At 67.6% G+C, this 17,630-nt stretch carries 13 protein-coding genes; 4 read left to right on the top strand and 9 right to left on the bottom strand.

Annotated elements, in window-relative coordinates; all coding sequences use genetic code 11:
- Window positions 1–44: 44 nt before the first annotated feature.
- From L1892_RS09215 to L1892_RS09195, 5 genes are all read right to left on the bottom strand, one after another.
- Window positions 45–2,288, bottom strand: coding sequence for an ATP-binding cassette domain-containing protein (locus L1892_RS09215; protein WP_235723297.1), 2,244 nt, complete (start codon window positions 2,286–2,288; stop codon window positions 45–47).
- Window positions 2,289–2,321: 33 nt separating this feature from the next.
- Complete coding sequence (locus L1892_RS09210) at window positions 2,322–3,017, bottom strand: hypothetical protein (RefSeq protein WP_235723296.1); 696 nt, start codon at window positions 3,015–3,017, stop codon at window positions 2,322–2,324.
- 105 nt (window positions 3,018–3,122) lie between these two features.
- The gene (locus tag L1892_RS09205; RefSeq protein ID WP_235723295.1) at window positions 3,123–5,054 is read right to left on the bottom strand and encodes an Hsp70 family protein; all 1,932 of its coding nucleotides are present in this window, start codon (window positions 5,052–5,054) and stop codon (window positions 3,123–3,125) included.
- A 28-nt stretch (window positions 5,055–5,082) separates the two neighbouring features.
- Entirely contained in the window at window positions 5,083–6,519 is a 1,437-nt protein-coding gene (locus tag L1892_RS09200) for a GTPase (RefSeq protein WP_235723294.1), read from the bottom strand.
- The gene (locus tag L1892_RS09195) at window positions 6,516–8,345 is read right to left on the bottom strand and encodes a dynamin family protein (protein ID WP_235723293.1); all 1,830 of its coding nucleotides are present in this window, start codon (window positions 8,343–8,345) and stop codon (window positions 6,516–6,518) included. The genes L1892_RS09200 and L1892_RS09195 overlap by 4 nt, the downstream gene beginning before the upstream one ends.
- Before the next feature lie 207 nt (window positions 8,346–8,552).
- On the opposite strand from L1892_RS09195, the gene L1892_RS09190 reads away from it, so the two are divergent.
- Together L1892_RS09190 and L1892_RS09185 are read left to right on the top strand one after the other, a co-directional pair.
- The gene (locus L1892_RS09190; RefSeq protein WP_235723292.1) at window positions 8,553–9,872 is read left to right on the top strand and encodes a DUF7373 family lipoprotein; all 1,320 of its coding nucleotides are present in this window, start codon (window positions 8,553–8,555) and stop codon (window positions 9,870–9,872) included.
- 99 nt (window positions 9,873–9,971) lie between these two features.
- The gene (locus L1892_RS09185) at window positions 9,972–11,618 is read left to right on the top strand and encodes a peptidoglycan recognition protein family protein (protein WP_235723291.1); all 1,647 of its coding nucleotides are present in this window, start codon (window positions 9,972–9,974) and stop codon (window positions 11,616–11,618) included.
- 91 nt (window positions 11,619–11,709) lie between these two features.
- Here the strand turns inward: L1892_RS09185 and L1892_RS09180 are convergent, their stop codons facing one another.
- The 3 genes from L1892_RS09180 to L1892_RS09170 are packed head-to-tail and all read right to left on the bottom strand — an operon-like array spanning window position 11,710 to window position 14,133.
- A complete protein-coding gene (locus L1892_RS09180; protein ID WP_235723290.1) occupies window positions 11,710–12,567 on the bottom strand; it encodes an HAD family hydrolase in 858 nt (285 codons plus the stop codon).
- Window positions 12,564–13,337 carry a lysophospholipid acyltransferase family protein gene (locus L1892_RS09175; protein WP_235723289.1) on the bottom strand — a complete coding sequence of 258 codons (774 nt, stop codon included), beginning with the start codon at window positions 13,335–13,337 and terminating at the stop codon, window positions 12,564–12,566. The genes L1892_RS09180 and L1892_RS09175 overlap by 4 nt, the downstream gene beginning before the upstream one ends.
- A 25-nt stretch (window positions 13,338–13,362) precedes the next feature.
- Window positions 13,363–14,133: a lysophospholipid acyltransferase family protein gene (locus L1892_RS09170; protein ID WP_235723288.1), complete on the bottom strand. Its 771-nt coding sequence runs from the start codon at window positions 14,131–14,133 to the stop codon at window positions 13,363–13,365.
- Between the two features lie 94 nt (window positions 14,134–14,227).
- Between L1892_RS09170 and L1892_RS09165 the strand changes: the two genes are divergently transcribed.
- Together L1892_RS09165 and L1892_RS09160 are read left to right on the top strand one after the other, a co-directional pair.
- Window positions 14,228–15,808 carry a Rieske 2Fe-2S domain-containing protein gene (locus L1892_RS09165; RefSeq protein ID WP_235723287.1) on the top strand — a complete coding sequence of 527 codons (1,581 nt, stop codon included), beginning with the start codon at window positions 14,228–14,230 and terminating at the stop codon, window positions 15,806–15,808.
- A 95-nt stretch (window positions 15,809–15,903) separates the two neighbouring features.
- Window positions 15,904–16,476 carry a TetR/AcrR family transcriptional regulator gene (locus tag L1892_RS09160; protein ID WP_235723286.1) on the top strand — a complete coding sequence of 191 codons (573 nt, stop codon included), beginning with the start codon at window positions 15,904–15,906 and terminating at the stop codon, window positions 16,474–16,476.
- A 238-nt stretch (window positions 16,477–16,714) separates the two neighbouring features.
- On the opposite strand, the gene L1892_RS09155 is transcribed toward L1892_RS09160, so the two are convergent.
- On the bottom strand, window positions 16,715–17,566 hold the full coding sequence (locus tag L1892_RS09155; protein WP_235723285.1) for a hypothetical protein: 852 nt from the start codon (window positions 17,564–17,566) through the stop codon (window positions 16,715–16,717).
- Window positions 17,567–17,630 lie beyond the last annotated feature (64 nt).

Genomic DNA, 17,630 nt, shown 5'->3' with positions numbered 1-17,630 from the left:
GTCGGGGGCGTTGTCGTCTGCTCGCCACTCACCGACGACCCCACTCACCGACGACGCTGCAGCTGCAAACGCGACATCGTGTACGTCACCAGCACAGTCGCCACCAACAGCATTGCGCTGCAGGCGAGTACCACGTTCGACCCGGTGGCATCCCAGATGGCGGCGCCTCGGGTCTGCGGGGCCAGTGGTGAGTTCGTGTTCACCTCGACCGCACCGGCCGCGGCGGCGTATCCCCAGTAGGACGGGAACAGCCAGGGCAGCTGGGCCAACACCGGTGTGCTGATCCGGAACAGCCCGCCGCAGAACACCAGCTGCGCGATGATCAACACCACCAGCGGCGGCATCGTCTGTTCGGTGGAGCGCACCGTGACCGACACGGCCAGACCGACGACGGTGCTGACGCAGGCGAGTGCACTGACCGCGCACACGAGTTCCAGCGGAGCGGTACCGAACACACCGCCGGCGGGAATCCCTTTGCCCAGGAGGGTGATCGTGATCATGACCATGCACTGGGTCACTGCCACGATGCAGAACACGACGATCTTCGCCGCAAGGTAGGCACCGGGACGCAACCCGACGGCCCGCTCCCGTTCGAAGACGTCGCGCTCACCGATGAGATCGCGGATGGTGAGCGCCGTGCCCATGAAGGTCGCGCCGACCACCAGGATCACCAGGATCTGCAGGGCTTCGCCGGCGGTCTCGGGATTCTGGTTGACCGCGAAACCCCGCGAGCCCGGGATCACCAGCGTCAGCAGGCCGAGGACCAGCGGTAGTGCCGAGAGGAACGCCAGATAGCCGGGGTCGGCGACGAGGAGTCGGAATTGTCGGCGGATGACGGTGCCACACTGCCGGAACGCCGACGCCTGTGGCGTACCGATCAGCGGTCCGGTGGGCCGTCGAACCGGGATGGCGGGCGCTCGCCGGGAACGGGCGAGGTGGGCCCGATGGGCGAGCACCGGGTGAGCGGTCACGAAGGCGAAGACCTCGGCCCAGTCGGCGCTGCCCATCGCGGCCGGGATGTGGTCGGGGCGGCCGACGAAGGCGGTGCGGCCACCGGGCGCCAGCAGAAGCACTTGATCGCACGTCGCGAGATGTGCCAGCGAGTGCGTGACGACCAGAACCACGCGCCCGCCGTCGGCGAGGCGACGCAGCGCGGCCATCACCTGGCGGTCGAGTGCCGGATCGAGACCCGAGGTCGGTTCGTCGAGGATCAGCAGGCTGGGCCCGGTCAGCAACTCCATCGCCATCGAGGCACGTTTGCGCTGGCCGCCGGACAGTCGGTCGATGCGGGTGTCGAGGTGATGGGACAGCTGCAGTTCGGCGAGAACCCCGGCGACGACACGGTCGCGATCGGCGGAGGTCAGATCCGGCGGCAGCCGCAGTTCGGCGGCGTAGCCGAGCGCCTCGCGCACGGTGAGCCGCCGGTGCAGCACATCGTTCTGCGGCACCATCCCGATCCGGGTGTGCATCGCGTCGTACTCGCCGTGCACGTCGCGGCCCTCGAAGGTCACCACGCCGGCCGACGGGGTGCTCAGGCCGGCGACCACCCGGGCCACCGTCGACTTCCCCGCCCCGGATGGTCCGATCACCGCCGTCAATGTGCCGGGGCGGGCGGTGAATTCGACGTCACGCAGCAACGTGGTGCCACTATCGAGGGTGAGTCCGACGCCACGCACGTGCAGGCCGTCGGAGGCTCCTGCGGGTGCGCCATCACGGGCGAGGACATCGCCGTTCACCATGAGGTCGGTGTTGCCGATCGTGATCACCGATCCGTCGAGAAGCGCGGCCCGGTCGACTCGGTGACCGTCGACATAGGTGCCGTTGCTGCTGGCGAGGTCTTCGATGATCAGCTCCTCGTTGACCTGTCGGACGACCCGGGCGTGATGACGGGATGCCGGCATGTCATCGACCACCACATCGTTGTCCGGGGTGCGTCCGATCGTGGTGATGCCGCGCACCGTGATCCCGCGCTCGGACCACCGGTCGGGTTGATCGACGACCAGGTCGATCACCAGCGACGGACCGTCGTCGGGGTCGGAGAGACGCACCACGGTCGGCGCGGCGACCATGACCTCGGTGACCGCGATGCCGGCCACGAAGGCCGGCATCGCGGGATCCTGCGCGGATACCCACCATCGGTTGGTCCGCCACTCGATCTGCACGTGGCGGGCGGCGATCAGCGGGTGATCGACGACGATGTCGTTGCCGACCGCGGACCCGACGCTCACCTGCGGATGCTCGCCGAGCTCGTGGACGGTCGCGCCCACCGTCACGGTGCCGCGGATCATCGTGGCCATCATCTCGGTGACCCGCAGGCCCGGTCAGAACGCGTCGTGTGCGTCGAGAGTGGTGTCGGCGTACGGTTCGTAGGCGTCTGCGGGATCAGTGTTTGCAGTGTCGGCTTCGGGGACATCGGACTCGGGGGCCGACGGCGCCGTCGACGGGGCGTTCTCGCCGTGCGGCTCACCACCGAGATAGCCGATGCGGTCGGCCTGACCGTCACCATCCGTGTCGGTGATCACGGTGTCGGGGGAGCCGTCGTTGTCGGCGTCGACGACGGTGGTGTCGAAACCGCCGTCGCGGTCGGTGTCGACGAGCTGCACGTCGAGATTGCCGTCGCCGTCCACATCGATCGCCGAGGACACGACCTGACCGTGGTCGAGGCCGTCGATCTGGATCACGTCGCCGTCGGCGGAGAGCTTTGCGATCACATCCGCGGAACCGTCGTCGTCCGAGTCGGATTCGACGATCGTCGTGCCGTCCGGACCGCCGTAGACCAGCGTGTCATAGGTGCCGTTGTGGTCGGTGTCTGCTTCGACGAGCACCACGTTGCCGGTGTCGTCGAGGTAGGAGTTGATCGCGGTGCCGTCGGCGGTGGTGCCGTGCACCACATCGACGTTGCCGTCGCGGTCGATGTCGACGGCGCTATGGGTGGTTCCCTCCGGCGCGGAACTGTCGGTGGTGCTGGTGCTGGTGGTGGCGGTGCTGCTGTTGCTGGTGGCGGTGCTGTCGGACATGGTTCTCACCCTTCGTCGCACCCCGCTCGGCGGGGCCTGTGTGCGTTGTCAAAGATCTGACGACAGCGGAGGGTGACAATGTTCCCGGAGGAGCCGAACGAGGCTTTAGTTCATCAGACCCGACCGGGTGAGGAAGGTCTTCGCGTCATCGACGCTTGCCACGCCGAACACGTCCACCAGCAACCCCGTCGAGGTGTTGGCATAGTCGATCTTGTAGCTCGACTCCGCACTCGAGCGCGGTGCGATATCCGCGGCGGACACACGATCGGAATCCTCCACCAGCTCACCCTTGCCGTCGGAGTAGATGCCGTTGCGGATGTTGACGATGGTGCTGTCGGCCTCGTTGTCGTCCACGTGGAACGAGATGAAGTAGGTCAGCGACTCGGGTTGGCCGAGTTCGGCCAACGTGCTGTCCTCGGCGATGTCGCACAGCATCTTGACGGCGTCGTTGCTGTTGAAGCCGGTCTTGCGGCAGTTGGCGACTGACGCCTGCAGCGGCCCGGGCAGCGCGGCCATCAGGGCGGTCTCGTCGGTCAGGATTCGGCCACCGTCTTTGCCGGTTTCGCCGGCGGCGCTCACCTGCCCCGTGTCTCCTGACGCGTCGGGCGTCCCGGAGGCCGACGGGACGTCGGGATTCGGGTTGTCGTCGTCGGAAGAGTTCACCAGAGCGGCAGCGCCGGCACCGATTCCCACCACGGCGATCACCCCGACGGCGATCGCGGCGATCCGTCCCCACCGTCGACCACCCGACGACGAGGAGGTCGGTGCCACCGACTTCGCGGCGTTCAGACCGGTGCCCGCACCGGGGGGAGCCGGCATCCGATCGGACGCTGACGGCACGCCGGCCGGCCGTTCGTTGGTACGCGGGGCGCCCTCGACGATGGCGGTTACCAATGCACCCTGGGCGACCACGGTTTTCGGATCGTCGAGCGTGGCGACGGGACCGAGTTCGGTGAGCCGCTGCTGAATCATCGGGATGCGCGACGACCCGCCGGTGAGATACAGCGCCGACAGCTGATCTGCGTGAGTGATTCCCGCGTCACCGAGCGCCGCACGCGTCAGCTGCATCGCCTGCCCCACGGCCGGAGCGATGAGCTCGTCGAATTCGTCGCGGGTGATCTGCAGGGTGGTGCGGCCGGTGGGGGTGGGCACGGTGATGGTGGCCGACGGCGCCTCCGACAACAACTCCTTGGCGTGCCGAATCGAATCCTGCAGGCTCTGCATCACATCCACGGACGCCTGCCGGCGCAGCCACGTCACGACATCCGGATCACGGTCGGCCAGGCGTTCCTCGACCCACCGCTGCACGAGGGCGTCGAGGTTCTTGCCGCCGAGCCCGTTGTCGCCGCGGGCCGCGATCACCTCGAAGGAGTTGGGCGCGGTCACCGTCAACACCGCGATATCCAGTGTGCCGCCACCGAAGTCGAAGACCGCGATCCGCGCTCCCGGTTGCATCGCGTGCGATCGCGAGTAGTGCGCCGCGGCGGCACGGGGTTCGGAGACGGTGACGATCCGCGCCGGGTGGATCCCGGCCGTGGCCGCCGCGTCCACCAGCACCCGTATCTGCTGCTGCGCCCAGGCTTCCGGATGGGTGAGCACCACCTGCGCGGGCGGCGTCCCGGCGTGCGCGGCCATTCCACGCGCGATGATCGTCCGGATCACCGCCGACACGAGGACGTAGGTCGGCATGGTCTGCCCGTTGACGGTGCAGGTCGGGTCAGCACCGATCAAACGTTTCGGAGAGGCCACGAAGCCCGACGGATTCTGTTGTGCGGCATTGATCGCCGCGTCACCGACGGCGATGTTGCCGCCGCTGCCGGCGACGTACACCGCCGACGGCATCAGGTTGCTGGTGTGCGAGAGCGCCAGCGTCTCGATGCCACCGCTGGTCGCCCCGGAGTGCGCGGCGGCGGAGTTGGAAGTGCCGAAGTCGACGGCCAGCGTCCACGCGGCCGCTGTCGGGGGCGGCGGGGTCATCGGTTGCTGGGTCATCGGTCCCGGGTGCATCGGGTGCGGATTCATCGGCGGCGGGGTCATGGGTCTCGGTTCCTCGGATGCGGCGGGCTCAGCCCGGTGGCGGAGTCGGGGTGGTCGGCACAGTAGGGGCGGTGTAGGTGCGGATCAGGGTGACGATGGCGGCATCCTCGGCCGCCGACCCGGTGGCCAACGAGCGTTGCTGGAGCATCCCCAGCCGCCGGGCCGCCTCCGCGGTCACCGCCTGCGGCGGTGCGTCATCAGGCAATCCCACACGTCCCGCCGGGGTGGTCGCGGTGAGCACGGTGCGCAGCTCGTCGGTGATCGACGCCTGCGGATCGGTTCGCAGCATGCGCTGATAGTCCTCCAGGACGGTCACCATCTGCAGCGCCGGCGCTGCGCGCAATTGCGCTGCCAGCGAACGGATCTGCTCTCGCGCCGGGTGAGTGAAGGACAGCTGATCGAGTCGCGCCAGGATGCGGTGCGCGCGATGCAGGATCGCGAAGCGCGTGGTGGACGCGTCCAGAGCCCGCATCAGCCCGCCGATGCCAGATCGGTCGGTCAGCCATGCATTCAGTGCCGCCGCACCACCCGCGGCGATCTCGCGCCCGTTGAGTACGCCGTATTCACCGAGCAAGCCGAGCAGCTGGATGCGCACTGTCAGCGGCAACACCTCGTCGGCGTCGTCGGCGTCGAAGGTGCGGATCAACTCGAGCGTCGGCATCCCGCGCAGCCGGCCGAGCGCTGCGGCATGGTGTTCGGTCAGCATGCCGGTGTGGCTGGTCTGGGCCATCAGCCCGGAGATCGGCACTACTGTGCTGACCGTCGCCGACAGCTGTCGTGCCATCCGCACGGCGTGCTCGGCGGCATGCCCGAGCGGGTCGCGACGGCCCAGCGCGCCCTCGCCGAAGGAGTCGGCCCGCGAGAGCACGCCGAGCATGTTCAGCGGCGTGAACGGCAACTGGGAGAGGAACTCGATCTCGTCGATCCGGGGTGCCGCGTCGAAGAGGAAGACCGCAGCGTCGGCGTCGATCGATGCGCTGCGGGTCTGTTCGAACCCGTCGATGGTGGCGCGTCGGGTGGCGGTGTCGTTGTCCACCGTCAGCGTCGACAGGCCGGGAGTGTCGATGAGAGTCAATCGACGCAGCGCCGCCGACGGCAACCACCGGTCCACGTAGGCGATGTCGGGGGTGGCCAGCGGCAGCGGGACCTGCTGATGCGGACCAACCGTCACCGGATGCCGTCGCCCGTCGACGCCCACAACTTCAGCACGCGACGGCGAACCGTCCTGGTAAACGGTCACGGTGTTGGTGGCCTCCAACGCGGCGGTCTCGGCCACCGGCGCCCCGATCAGTGCGTTGACCAATGTCGACTTGCCTGCTTTGAGCCGGCCGACGATCACCACCCGCGGCGGTGACCACAGGATGGTGCCGATCGAGTTGGCATGTGCGGCCAGGTCGCCGCCGAACGCGGCGAGCTGATGCAGGCCGCGATCGAGGGTGGCGTGCACCGGATCGGGATGCGTCACGCGCCGACTCCCGCCATCAGTTGTTCGGCCGCGGCGATCCGTTTCTCCACGATCTGCAGGTTCGTGGTCAGCCGGGCGGTGGATTTCTCCCGGGCCGCAGCGTCGGCCGACGCCGCCTTTTGGACCTCGTTGATGGTTTTCTGCAGCTGCTCGATTGTGGTCCGCAGGTAATCGCGGTAACGGATGATGATCTCCGGGCGCGACTGCGCCACTGCACTTTCCAGCAGCCGGCCGGTGGCCGCCTTGGTGGTGGCGATCGTCTCGCGCAGCCAGGTGAGCAGATTGGTCTTGCCTGCCCGGATGGCCCGGAAGCTCAGATTGACGCCCACCCATACCGTGCCCACCACCACGCCGACGCCCATCAATGCGGACAGACCCAACAAACCGCCGAGTGTCGAGCCACCCACGACACCCATTGTCAGCAGGGTGGGATCGAGCAGTCCGTGGCGCTTGTTGCCGACCTGATGAGACTCGATCCGTTTGTCCTGCATGGACGTGACGATGCGCGCGCTGAGTTCCTCCCAGACACTCGGGTCGTCGGCAAACCGGGGGGCGATGATCTCATCGTGCAGGCGGGCCAGGAAGGTCGACAGTGTCTGTGCCATCGCCTGTTGCAGGTCGGCCTGCATGTCCGCGGTGAACTTCTGCTCGCTGCGCCGCAGCACGGCCATGCCATGGGTGTTGACGTATGTCGTCCACTTGTCGCGGATCTCGTCGAGGCGCCGCTCGAGGTCGTCGATGGCCGACTGTCGCAGCAATGTCAGGTCCCGCGCCAGGTACTGCTCCCACTGCCGCGACTGCTCCTGCAGTTCGGCAAGGCGGTTCAGGTCGGCGGTCAGGTCGGGCAACGCATCCGCGCCCGCCGCCACTGCGTCGAGTTCGCGGCGCACCCTGCTCCGGACCGACCGCAGTCCTTCCAGGCAGGTGCGCACTGCATCGAGGTGTGGGAGTTCGGCGGCGGCATCGAGCCGTCGGACGATCTCGGTGCGCAGCGTGGTGATCCCGCTGTCCTCTTCGAGGCGATCTCGGACGGTGGGGTCGTCGATGTCGGCAGCGATCACCGCGAGCAGGCTCGACACCCCCAGCACGGTCACCGGCCGTCCCAGCTCGGTGGCCAGGATCTGTTCGTTCTCGGCGACGATCTCGCGCCAGCGACGCAGGTTCTTGTCGGTCTTGGTGACCACCACGATCACCGAGTCCACGGTGGCCGTCGCTTCCCGGACGAACGCCATCTCCGGGGCGGTCAGCGGCGACGACGCATCACACACCAACACGAGCACGCACGCCTGTTCGGCCGACTGGGCGGCCAGCCGCGCCAACCTCGGGTCGAGCCCCCCGACCCCCGGGGTGTCGACGAGGGTCATGTCGGCCATCCGGGCATCCCGCACCGCCAGTGCGGCGGCGGTCGGCAGCTCGTCGACGCGCGGGTCACACACATGCGTCCCCGTGGTGGTCACCCACTGCGGCAACTCCGCGACATCGATCCGCCGCGACCCGGTCGGGAAGAACAGCTCGGCCACACGCGCCTGTTCGAGGCCGGCTTCGGGGGTGACGCCGACCGCCACCGAGGACGTCACATCGACCCCGACCGGACAGAGATCTCGTTGTCCGACAAGTGCGTTGACGAGCGAACTCTTGCCGCGCTGCACCTCGCCCACCACCACCACGGTGCGCGTCTGCACACCGCGATCGAGCTTGGCCAACGCGACGTCGGCGAGCCCATCGAGCTGATAGGCGCGCAGCACTTTGACCGCACCGTCGACCACCGCGGACACCTCCGCAGGGGCGGTTCCGGAGGCCACTGCCTGCGGCGTGGACTCACCCATCGATGGCTTCCCCCGGTCATGTTCGGTCACGGAAAACAGCAGAGCACGGATATCAGCTGCCTGCCGGGGCCGTAGTCTACCGAGATGAATTCTGCGCTGGTCATTCCTTCGGTGCACTAATCTGCATCCGAAGCTCGGGGGAACATTCGTCGGTCGCCACCGCATCGAACCCACGACACAGTTGTGAGCCCGCCGCTACAGGTCGGGATGCTGCGAGAGGGGAACGACAAGATGATGTGCGCACCGACGCCAGGTGGACGAGCGAGAGCAGGACGGTGGCTGGCGGCCTCCGGCGCGCTGGCCGCCGCGCTGATCGCGGTCGCCGGCTGCACCACCGACGGGACGCCGAGGAGCACACAGGCCGCGGCGGTGTCGTCGGCCGCCGAGCCCTCGGTGGATCTCGCCGCCCTGGACACCGGGGCCTACCCGACCGCGCCGCGGCCGGAGTTCGGGAAGGCGACCACCGACAACATCCTGCAGGTCGAAGGGCAGCGAATGGCCCAGTTCATCGTCGTACCGTTCGAGATCGATGCAGATCTCACGAAGAGCGGGCTGCCCACGATGGTGATCACCGGTAAGTCGAATCTGCGCCTGGTGTTCTCCCCGGAGGTCGCGAACGTGCCCGCCAACGAGAAGATGCTCGGCGGTTATGTCTCGACGGCGGCGACCCCGGACGAGAGTCTGCGCGCCGGTCAGCGGCGCAGCCTCAACAACCTGGTGGTGCGGTATCTGACCGCCGGTGACGCCACCGCCGCGGCACAGCAGATGGCCGACGCGGCCGCCAAATCCGCCGGCACCCGACCCAGCACGCTGCCGGGTCTGCCCGACACCATGGTGGTTCGCGGCACCAGCGGCGGCAACCGGCAGATCATGGCGTTCACGCCACACAAGACCTATGTGCTCTACCAGTGGTACGAAACGACACCGGCGCAGCAGGACCGCCTCGAACCCACGATCGGCAAGGCTTTGGAACTGCAGACACCGCTGATCGATCAGTTCCCCGCCACACCCACCAAGGCCGAGGCGGCCGCGCGTGGCGTCTCCGGCTCCAGCGCGCCACAGATCGACCAGGATCATGTCCTCATCTACGCGTTGCCCTACAGCGACGAGGAACTGAAAGACGCCAAGGCCAACGTGCCCGGCGGCAGCGTGCGGGCGGTCTACGGTCCGCGCGGGATGGCGCACACGAGTACCGATCCGGTCACCGACTACAACGTGCTCACCGAGACGGGGTCCACCGCCAACGCCGTCGAGCGCTCGACCGTGTACCGGGCCGAGACGGCCGAGGGCGGTCAGAAGATCGTCGACGCGTTCCTCGCCTCGAACCGCAATCAGGGCTGGTCCGACATCGACAGCCCGGCGGGCCTGTCGGTGGCGAACTGCCAATCGAAGACACAGTTCTTCTGGTGCATCGTGCGTGACGGTCGCTACGTTGCCTCGGTGTCGTCGAGTAGTGAGCGGGACGTTCACCAGCAGATCTCGGCGCAGTACGTGATCTTGACCAAGGCCGATCAGCAAGCGGAGTGATTCACACGAGTCACACTAGATAACAACTGCATCACGGGTTACTGAGAAGCGGCGCGCGGTGCGGATGTCCGCGGCATCCGACCACCACGATGGCGAACCATGCGCCGAGTTCGTCCCAACGCCCGCCCCAGGCCGTCGTTCGTGCTCGCGACGATCGCCGCTGCGATCGTCGCGAGTCCGTTCGCCATCATCGTGACCGGGTCGGAGCCACAACCCACCGACAACCACCGAGAGGTGCCGCCGACCGCAATCGATCAGATCGGGCTCGGCGATGTGCCGTCGGCGGTGGTCGATCTCGCCGAGTCCGGGTTGTCGGCGGCCGGGCTGAAGCTGCCCGAGATCGATCCGACGGCATTCGGGTTGCGTGACCTGAGCGGCGTGCAGGGCCCGGCAGCGCCGGAGACGCCTGCCGACCCCGAGTCCGAGCCGGCACCGCAGCGGAATCCCGAACCGTCGGCCGAAGCGGAGCCCAAGCCGGAGCCTAAGTCGCCACCGACGCCGCAGGCACCGACGTCGCCCGGTGCGAAGTCGGCCGCGCCGGCGGCACCGCCGGCACCGCCGCGGATGGCCGACGGCCGGGAGGTTGGCGTGGCGGTCAAGCACATCGTCCGCGACGACCCGCTGAAGATGGTCGCGTTCACCTGGGACCGGGCGGTCGATGCGTCGATGATGCTGCGGGCCCGCAACGACGACGGGTCGTGGGGGGACTGGCTCGATCTCGACCCGGTCGACACGGCCTACCCGGTCTCAGCGGAGCACCCGATGGGCACCGAACCGGTGTGGGTGGGTGATGCCAAGGAGGTCCAGGTGGCGGTGTCCGACGACGGGCTCGCGATCCCGGCGGCCGAACCGCAGGGCGGCGGTCTGGTCGAACTCGGCATCGGCACCGCCAGCACCGTCGTCACGGAGCTGCTCGAGACCGTGGTGCCGGCGTTGACGGCGACGCTCATCAGCCCGGAAGGTCTGCTGTCGCTCGGGTCATCGTTGCTGACGCCGCTACTCGGCGGTCCGCAGGTGGTTGCGCGGGCACAGTGGGGCGCCGACGAGTCGATGCGGTGCTCACAGCCGACGTTCTCCCCGAACGTCCGCGGCGCCGTGGTCCACCACACCGCGGGCAGCAACGATTACACGCCGGAGCAGTCGGCGGAGATCGTCCGCGGCATCTACGCGTATCACGCACGCACGCTGAACTGGTGCGACATCGGCTACAACGTGCTGGTCGACAAGTACGGTCAGATCTTCGAGGGTGCGTTCGGTGGTCTCGACCGGAACGTGGAGGGCACGCACACCGGCGGGTTCAACAAGAACACGGTCGGGGTGTCGATGATCGGCAATCTCGACGAGGTCGCACCGACCACCCCGATGATCTCGTCGGTGGCGAACTTCCTGCGCTGGCGCCTCGGGAAGGCAGGGGTGAACCCCGCGACCAACGCGCAGCTGACCGCGGAGTACTTCTCCGACAGCAAGTTCCCGGTCGGCGCCGTCACCAATCTGCCGGTGATCAGCGGCCACCGCGACTACAACAACACCAGTTGTCCCGGTGAGTTCGGTTACGCCGCACTGGGTCCGATCCGCACGATGGTGGCGGGCTCCTCGGCACCGCAAGAACCGGCACCGCAGGAGTCGGCACCACAGGAGTCGGCACCACAGGAGTCGGCACCACAGGAGTCGGCACCGCCGGCGGAGCCCGCACCGGCACCGCCACCCGCCGAGCCGGTGTCACCGGCGCCGCCTCCCGCCGCCTGATTCACTGTCCGCGCCTGGCCGAGTGAGTTCAACGTGCCGGAAACCGGAACGTTCACCTCACTCGCGAGTCAGACCACGCCACCGCAGTGAGCTACCCGAACCACCGCTCCAGCACGCGGGCGACGCCGTCCTCGTTGTTTCCGACGGTGATCTCGTCGGCGGCGGCCAACGCCGCGGGGTGGCCGTGGCTCATCGCCACGCCGTGGCCGGCCCAGCTGAGCATCTCGACGTCGTTGGGCATGTCGCCGAAGGCGACGGTCGCCGACGAGTCCAGCTGCGCCAGTTCGACGATGTGCCGCAGCCCGGACGCCTTGTGCGTATCGGGCACCGCCAACTCGACCAGCCCGTTGTCGGTCGAAAAGGTGATTTGTGCCAGCCCGTCGACCGTGTCCTTGAGTCGGGCAGCGATCTCGTCGCTACGCATATCCGGTTGGCGAACAAGCAGTTTCACTGCCGGTTCGGCATGCACCTCGTCGTCACCCACCTCGATATGGTCGGGATTGAGCCAGGCGTGACGGTATCCCGAGGTGGCTACGAAAGGCGGGGTGGCGGCGTCGTAGGCGGACCGTCCAGCACGTTCGGCGGCGATACCACACCCCGGTACCTGCCGATAAGCCTGCGCCACGAGCTTCTCCAGGACGTCGGGTGCCATTGTCGCGGCAGAGATCACGTGGTCATGCTCGACGTCATAGAGGATGGCGCCGTTGGCGCACACCGCGTATCGCACATGTGCTGCGGTGCCCTCGAGTTGATCGGTGATCTCGGCGATCCACCTGGGCGGTCGGCCGGTGGCCAACACGAAGTCGACGCCGCGCTCGGCGGCGGCCGCCAAGACCTCGATCGTCCTAAGCGACACGCGATTCTCATCATCGATGAGGGTGCCGTCCACATCCGACGCGATCAGCGTGGGCGGACCGAAGGCCCCCGAATCCGCGGGTGTCGGGCTCACCGCTCACCTCGCGCCTTCTGTGCACGCGCGTTGGCCTTCGCCGCCGCCTCGGCGTCTTCGATCACCCGGGCCTGTTCCGGTGTCGGTGCCGAGCCGCCGAGTCGGGCGGGCACCCAGAACTCGCCTTGCGGATGCGGCCCGTAGGCGTCCTGCACCTGGTGCAACAATGTCGTCATCTCCTCTCGCAGCCGGGCAGTGGCCGCATGCGAGTCCTCGCCGGCGTCGACCCGCACCGGCTCGCCGTAGCTGACCGCAACCGGCAGTCGACTGCGGCCCATCTGTCGGGTGCCCGTCTCGGTTTTGGTCCATTGGCGCTGGGCACCCCAGACGATCGCCGGGACGATCGGCACACCCGCCTCCCCGGCCATGCGTACCGCGCCGGTCTTGAACTCCTTGAGTTCGAAACTGCGACTGATGGTCGACTCCGGGTAGACGGCGACCATCTCGCCGTCTGAGAGTTCGTCGACGGCGGCACGATAGGCGTCGGCACCGACCGACCGGTCCACCGGCACCGTCTTGGTGTGGTTGACCAGGAAACGCATGATCGCCACATCCATCACCTCGGACTTGATCATGAACCGGGTGCGCCGGCCGACCCGGTACAGCCCGAGCGCCAGCGGCAGGAAGTCGACATAGCTGGTGTGGTTGACGGCCAGCACTGCCCCACCGGCGCGCGGGATGTTCTGCAGACCCGAGAACCGCAGGTCCAGCCCCTGCGCTCGCACCAAGCCATTCGCGATGACCTCGAGCGTCCGGTAGACCGGTTCCATGTTGAGCCAGGGTAGTCGGGGGCGATCAGGAGGCCTCGCCGCCCGCCTCTCGCTCGGCGCGGCGGGCCGCTTTGGCCGCTTGTTCCTCGGCATCCATCCGGTTGGCCTCCTCGAGAGTGGGCGCCGACCCGCCCAGGCGCGCGGGCACCCAGTATTCGCCGGCGGGATGCTCACCGTAGGCGTCCTGCAGTTCGAGCAGCTTCTTGCCCATCACCTCGTGCAGCCGCGCGGTGATCTCCTCGGCGGTGCCCGCCGGTTCGATGGGTTCGGCGACCCCGATCATGATCTTGACGTTGCTGCGCCCGAGGTTCTTGGGGTGGCCCTTGGTCCACACCCGCTGCGCACCCCAGATCACCGTGGGGATGATGGGCGCACCCGATTCCAGTGCCATGCGCGCGGCACCGGACTTGAAGTCCTTGAGCTCGAAGCTGCGGCTGATCGTCGCCTCCGGGTAGACACCCACGAGTTCGCCACGTTTGAGATAGTCCACGGCGTCGCGATAGCTCTGTGCGCCGCTGCCTCGATCGACCGGGATGTGTTTGAGCGCACGCATGATCGGACCGGAGACCTTGCTGTCGAACACCTCCTTCTTCGCCATGAACCGCACTTTGCGGCGGCCTTGCAGAAAGGCGGGGATGCCGGCATAGGTGAAGTCCATGTACCCGGTGTGGTTGATCGCGACCACACCCGGGCCGTCGACGGGAACGTTCTCCACCCCCGACACCTTGAACTTCAGGCCCTCGGCCAGCCACAACAGGCGTGCGGTGGTGATCACAGCGTCGTAGACCGGTTCCATGCGTCGAGCTTAGGCCATGGGCGAGGCGCTACCCTGGGAGCCGATTTCGATCTCGGGCCCCTACCCAGCGGCTCGAGTGCGAGGAGGCGAGAAGTTGCAGATCACCAGCGTGGGACATGCCGGTTTCCACATCCAGACCGCGGCCGGTTCGATCCTCTGCGATCCGTGGGTCAACCCTGCCTACTTCGCGTCGTGGGTGCCGTTCCCCGACAACTCCGAGCTCGACTGGCGTTCACTCGGCGACTGTGACTACCTGTACGTCTCGCATCTGCATCGCGATCATTTCGACGAGCGCAACCTGCGCGAGAACGTCAACAAGGACGCGACCGTACTGCTGCCCGACTACCCGGTGCCCGATCTCAAGCGGGAGCTCGAGAAGCTCGGCTTCCACAGGTTCGTGGAGACCGAGGACTCGGTGAAGACGACGATCAGCGGCCCCAAGGGGTCGCTGGATGTGATGATCATCGCGCTGCGCGCACCCGCCGACGGGCCCATCGGCGACAGCGGTCTGATCGTCTCCGACGGCGAGACCACCTGCTTCAACATGAACGACGCCCGGCCGATCGACCTCGATGTCATCTCCGAGGCGTTCGGCCACGTCGATGTGCACCTGCTGCAGTACTCGGGTGCGATCTGGTATCCGATGGTCTACGACATCCCGCGCAAGTCGAAGGCGAACTTCGCTGCGCAGAAGCGGCAGCGCGGCATGGACCGGGCGCGCTCCTACATCGAGCAGGTCGACGCGAGCTGGGTTGTCCCGTCGGCCGGGCCGCCGATGTTCCTCGACGAGGACCTGTTCGGGCTCAACGATTTCGGGTCCGGGGTCGACGGCGCCGATGAGACGTCGATCTTCCCTGACCAGGAAACCTTCCTCGAACAGATGCGCATCCACGGCACCGACGACGGCGAGAAGCACCGCGGCCTGATGATGGTGTCGGGTTCGATCGCCGAGTTCGCCGGGTCGTCGCTGATCGAGGTCTCCCACCCGTATCCGCCGGGTGAGGTCTTCGGCGAGAACAAGCGTGCGTACCTGGAGAAGATGAAGGAGAAGTTCGCTCCGGTGATCGCGGCCGAGAAGGCCACCTGGGCACCGGCCGACGGTGATCCGTTGCTGCCGGCCCTCAAGGAACTCTTCGAACCGATCATGGCGCAGTCGGACCTGATCTGCGACGGCATCGGGTATCCAGTGGGTCTCGTGATGGGTGACGAGGTCGTCGTGGTGGACTTCCCCAACCGCATCGTGCGCGAACCGAAAGAGGGAGAAGGCAAGTACCGCTACGGCTTCCGGATCGCACCGGAGCTCGTGCGGACCGTGCTGCGCGACGACGAACCGGACTGGGTCAACACCATCTTCCTCTCCACCCGGTTCACCACGTGGCGCATCGGCGGCTACAACGAGTACCTGTACACCTTCTTCAAGTGCCTGACCGACGAGCGGATCGCCTACGCCGACGGCTGGTTCGCCGAGGCCCACGACGACTCTGCCTCGATCGTGAAGGACGGCTGGGAGATGCAGCGTCGGTGCCCGCACCTGAAGGCAGATCTGTCCAAGTTCGGCGTCATCGAGGGTGAGAAGCTGACGTGTAATCTGCATGGCTGGCAATGGGATCTGGCGTCCGGGCGCTGCCTCACCTCCAGGGGCCACGAACTGCGCGCCCAGCGCCTGGACTCCTGATGACCCGCATCTAGGCTGCGGAACGCACTGTGGCACAACGGTCATACCGAGGGCGCCCGGTCACCGAGCGCCGCGCCGACCGCCAGGACAGATTCATGGCGGCCGCCCTTGAGGTGTACGGCACCCAGGGCTACGCACGTGGCACGGTCTCCACGATCTGCACTGCCGCCGGCCTGTCCCGGCGGCAGTTCTACGAGTTGTTCGACAGCCGTGAGGATCTGCTGATCGCGGTGTACGACATGATCCACGCACAAGCCCGCACCGCGGTCCTCGCCGCATTCGCCCGCGCCGATCCGGCGGCAAGCCTGCAGGACCGGGTGCGCCCGGCCATCGCCGCCTTCTTCGACTCGGTTGCCACCGACCCGCGGCGGATGCGTATCGCATTCGTCGAGATCGGTGGTGTGAGCGCACGCGTCGAAGCTCACCGCGTGCGGTCCCGCGCAGAGTGGACGACGTTCTTCGGTGCCGCGGCTGCGGAGATCGGCGGTCTGCGCGACTCACCGTTCGGCTTCGACTACGAGGCGGCAGCGTTCATCGGCGCACTGACCGAGGCCGGCCACTTGTGGGCGAGCAGCACCGAACGGCCCGATCGGGACGAGGTGATCGACATGCTGCTCGCCGTCATCGTCGCACTGGCCACCCGGCGGTCCACCGCTGAGCCCGCCTGAGCCACCGGCACCCTATCCCAGACGCTCGGGGGCCGATCCGGCCCATACCTGCACGTTCGTTGCCGAACATGCAGGCGGCATGCTATCTTTCCCGGCGTTGTGGGACAGCACGTTCTCACATTCCTGGTCGGGGGTCACCGGAGCGAGCCAGCAGCGGGCGCCGCTCCGGTGGCAGCGGGAGTGTCCGAGGCGCACCCGCCCGCAGATACCTCAGACCGCAACGACAGCCCGCAACAACTCAGCCCTGCGGCACTGCGGGCGATGACGCCACGACGACGGCACCCACCACCGCCGCGACGAACGCAACGATCGCGACCGGCTCCCAACCCGCTCGGGTCGCGTCGCCGAGCAGGGCCAGTCCCACCGCGCCCGGTACCACCGTCTCGCCGACGACGAGAGCCGCCGCAGCTCCGTTGACCGATCCCGTCTGCAGCGCCACCGTGAACAAATAGAAGCCGGCGACGCCGCACCCGATCACCGCATAGGCCGCGGGGTCGGAGAGCAACGTTGCGAGGTCGAACGGATCGATACCGTACACGATGCGGACCGCGACCGCCATCACCCCGAACAGGACTCCGGCCAACAATCCGGCGACCGTCGCGACGCGCGGCCCGGCCCACTGCAGCAGGGCGAGCCCGCCCACGAACAACACGACACCGGCACCCAACACCGACCAGTGCAACCATGCGGCGTCGTGGCCGTGTCCCTCGTCGGCGGACGCGACGGCGAGCACCACGAGCGCCACCACGACGACGCCGATTGCGACCCGATCTCGGGTTCGTAGCTGCACATGCAGGAAGATCGCCGCGAGAACCGCGGTCACCACCAGGTTCGCACTTACGATCGGCTGCGCGAGGAACAGCGGAAGATCCCGAGCGGCAACCAGATTCCCGACAAATCCGACACCATCGAGGGCTATTCCGGTGAGGAAGGCGACCGTCAGCATCGCGGTGATCGTCGACCGCAGGGTCGGTGCGTGTGTGTTCGCGTCATCCGGTTCGACCGCGCTTCGTGCGCCGTAGGCCTGCAGGACTGATCCCGTTCCGTAGGCCAATGCCGCGACCACGGCGGCGACGATTCCGACGACCATCCGATCAGTATCACGGACGTGAAGGCGGAGATGAGACACCTGACACACATCGGCGCTGCGGGAA

This window comes from Gordonia tangerina (assembly GCF_021556435.1).
In the GTDB taxonomy this organism is placed as follows: domain Bacteria; phylum Actinomycetota; class Actinomycetes; order Mycobacteriales; family Mycobacteriaceae; genus Gordonia; species Gordonia tangerina.
The sequence above is the reverse complement of the archived record's forward strand: the minus strand, read 5'-3'. Positions and strand labels throughout refer to the sequence as shown.

What these genes read in the sequence shown, in the direction of transcription:
- L1892_RS09215 (WP_235723297.1), bottom strand. Translation starts at nt 2,288, where the DNA reads ATGATCCGCGGCACCGTGACGGTGGGCGCGACCGTCCACGAGCTCGGC.
- L1892_RS09210 (WP_235723296.1), bottom strand. Translation starts at nt 3,017, where the DNA reads ATGTCCGACAGCACCGCCACCAGCAACAGCAGCACCGCCACCACCAGC.
- L1892_RS09205 (WP_235723295.1), bottom strand. Translation starts at nt 5,054, where the DNA reads ATGACCCCGCCGCCGATGAATCCGCACCCGATGCACCCGGGACCGATG.
- L1892_RS09195 (WP_235723293.1), bottom strand. Translation starts at nt 8,345, where the DNA reads ATGGGTGAGTCCACGCCGCAGGCAGTGGCCTCCGGAACCGCCCCTGCG.
- L1892_RS09190 (WP_235723292.1), top strand. Translation starts at nt 8,553, where the DNA reads ATGCTGCGAGAGGGGAACGACAAGATGATGTGCGCACCGACGCCAGGT.
- L1892_RS09185 (WP_235723291.1), top strand. Translation starts at nt 9,972, where the DNA reads ATGCGCCGAGTTCGTCCCAACGCCCGCCCCAGGCCGTCGTTCGTGCTC.
- L1892_RS09175 (WP_235723289.1), bottom strand. Translation starts at nt 13,337, where the DNA reads ATGGAACCGGTCTACCGGACGCTCGAGGTCATCGCGAATGGCTTGGTG.
- L1892_RS09170 (WP_235723288.1), bottom strand. Translation starts at nt 14,133, where the DNA reads ATGGAACCGGTCTACGACGCTGTGATCACCACCGCACGCCTGTTGTGG.
- L1892_RS09160 (WP_235723286.1), top strand. Translation starts at nt 15,904, where the DNA reads ATGGCGGCCGCCCTTGAGGTGTACGGCACCCAGGGCTACGCACGTGGC.
- L1892_RS09155 (WP_235723285.1), bottom strand. Translation starts at nt 17,566, where the DNA reads ATGGTCGTCGGAATCGTCGCCGCCGTGGTCGCGGCATTGGCCTACGGA.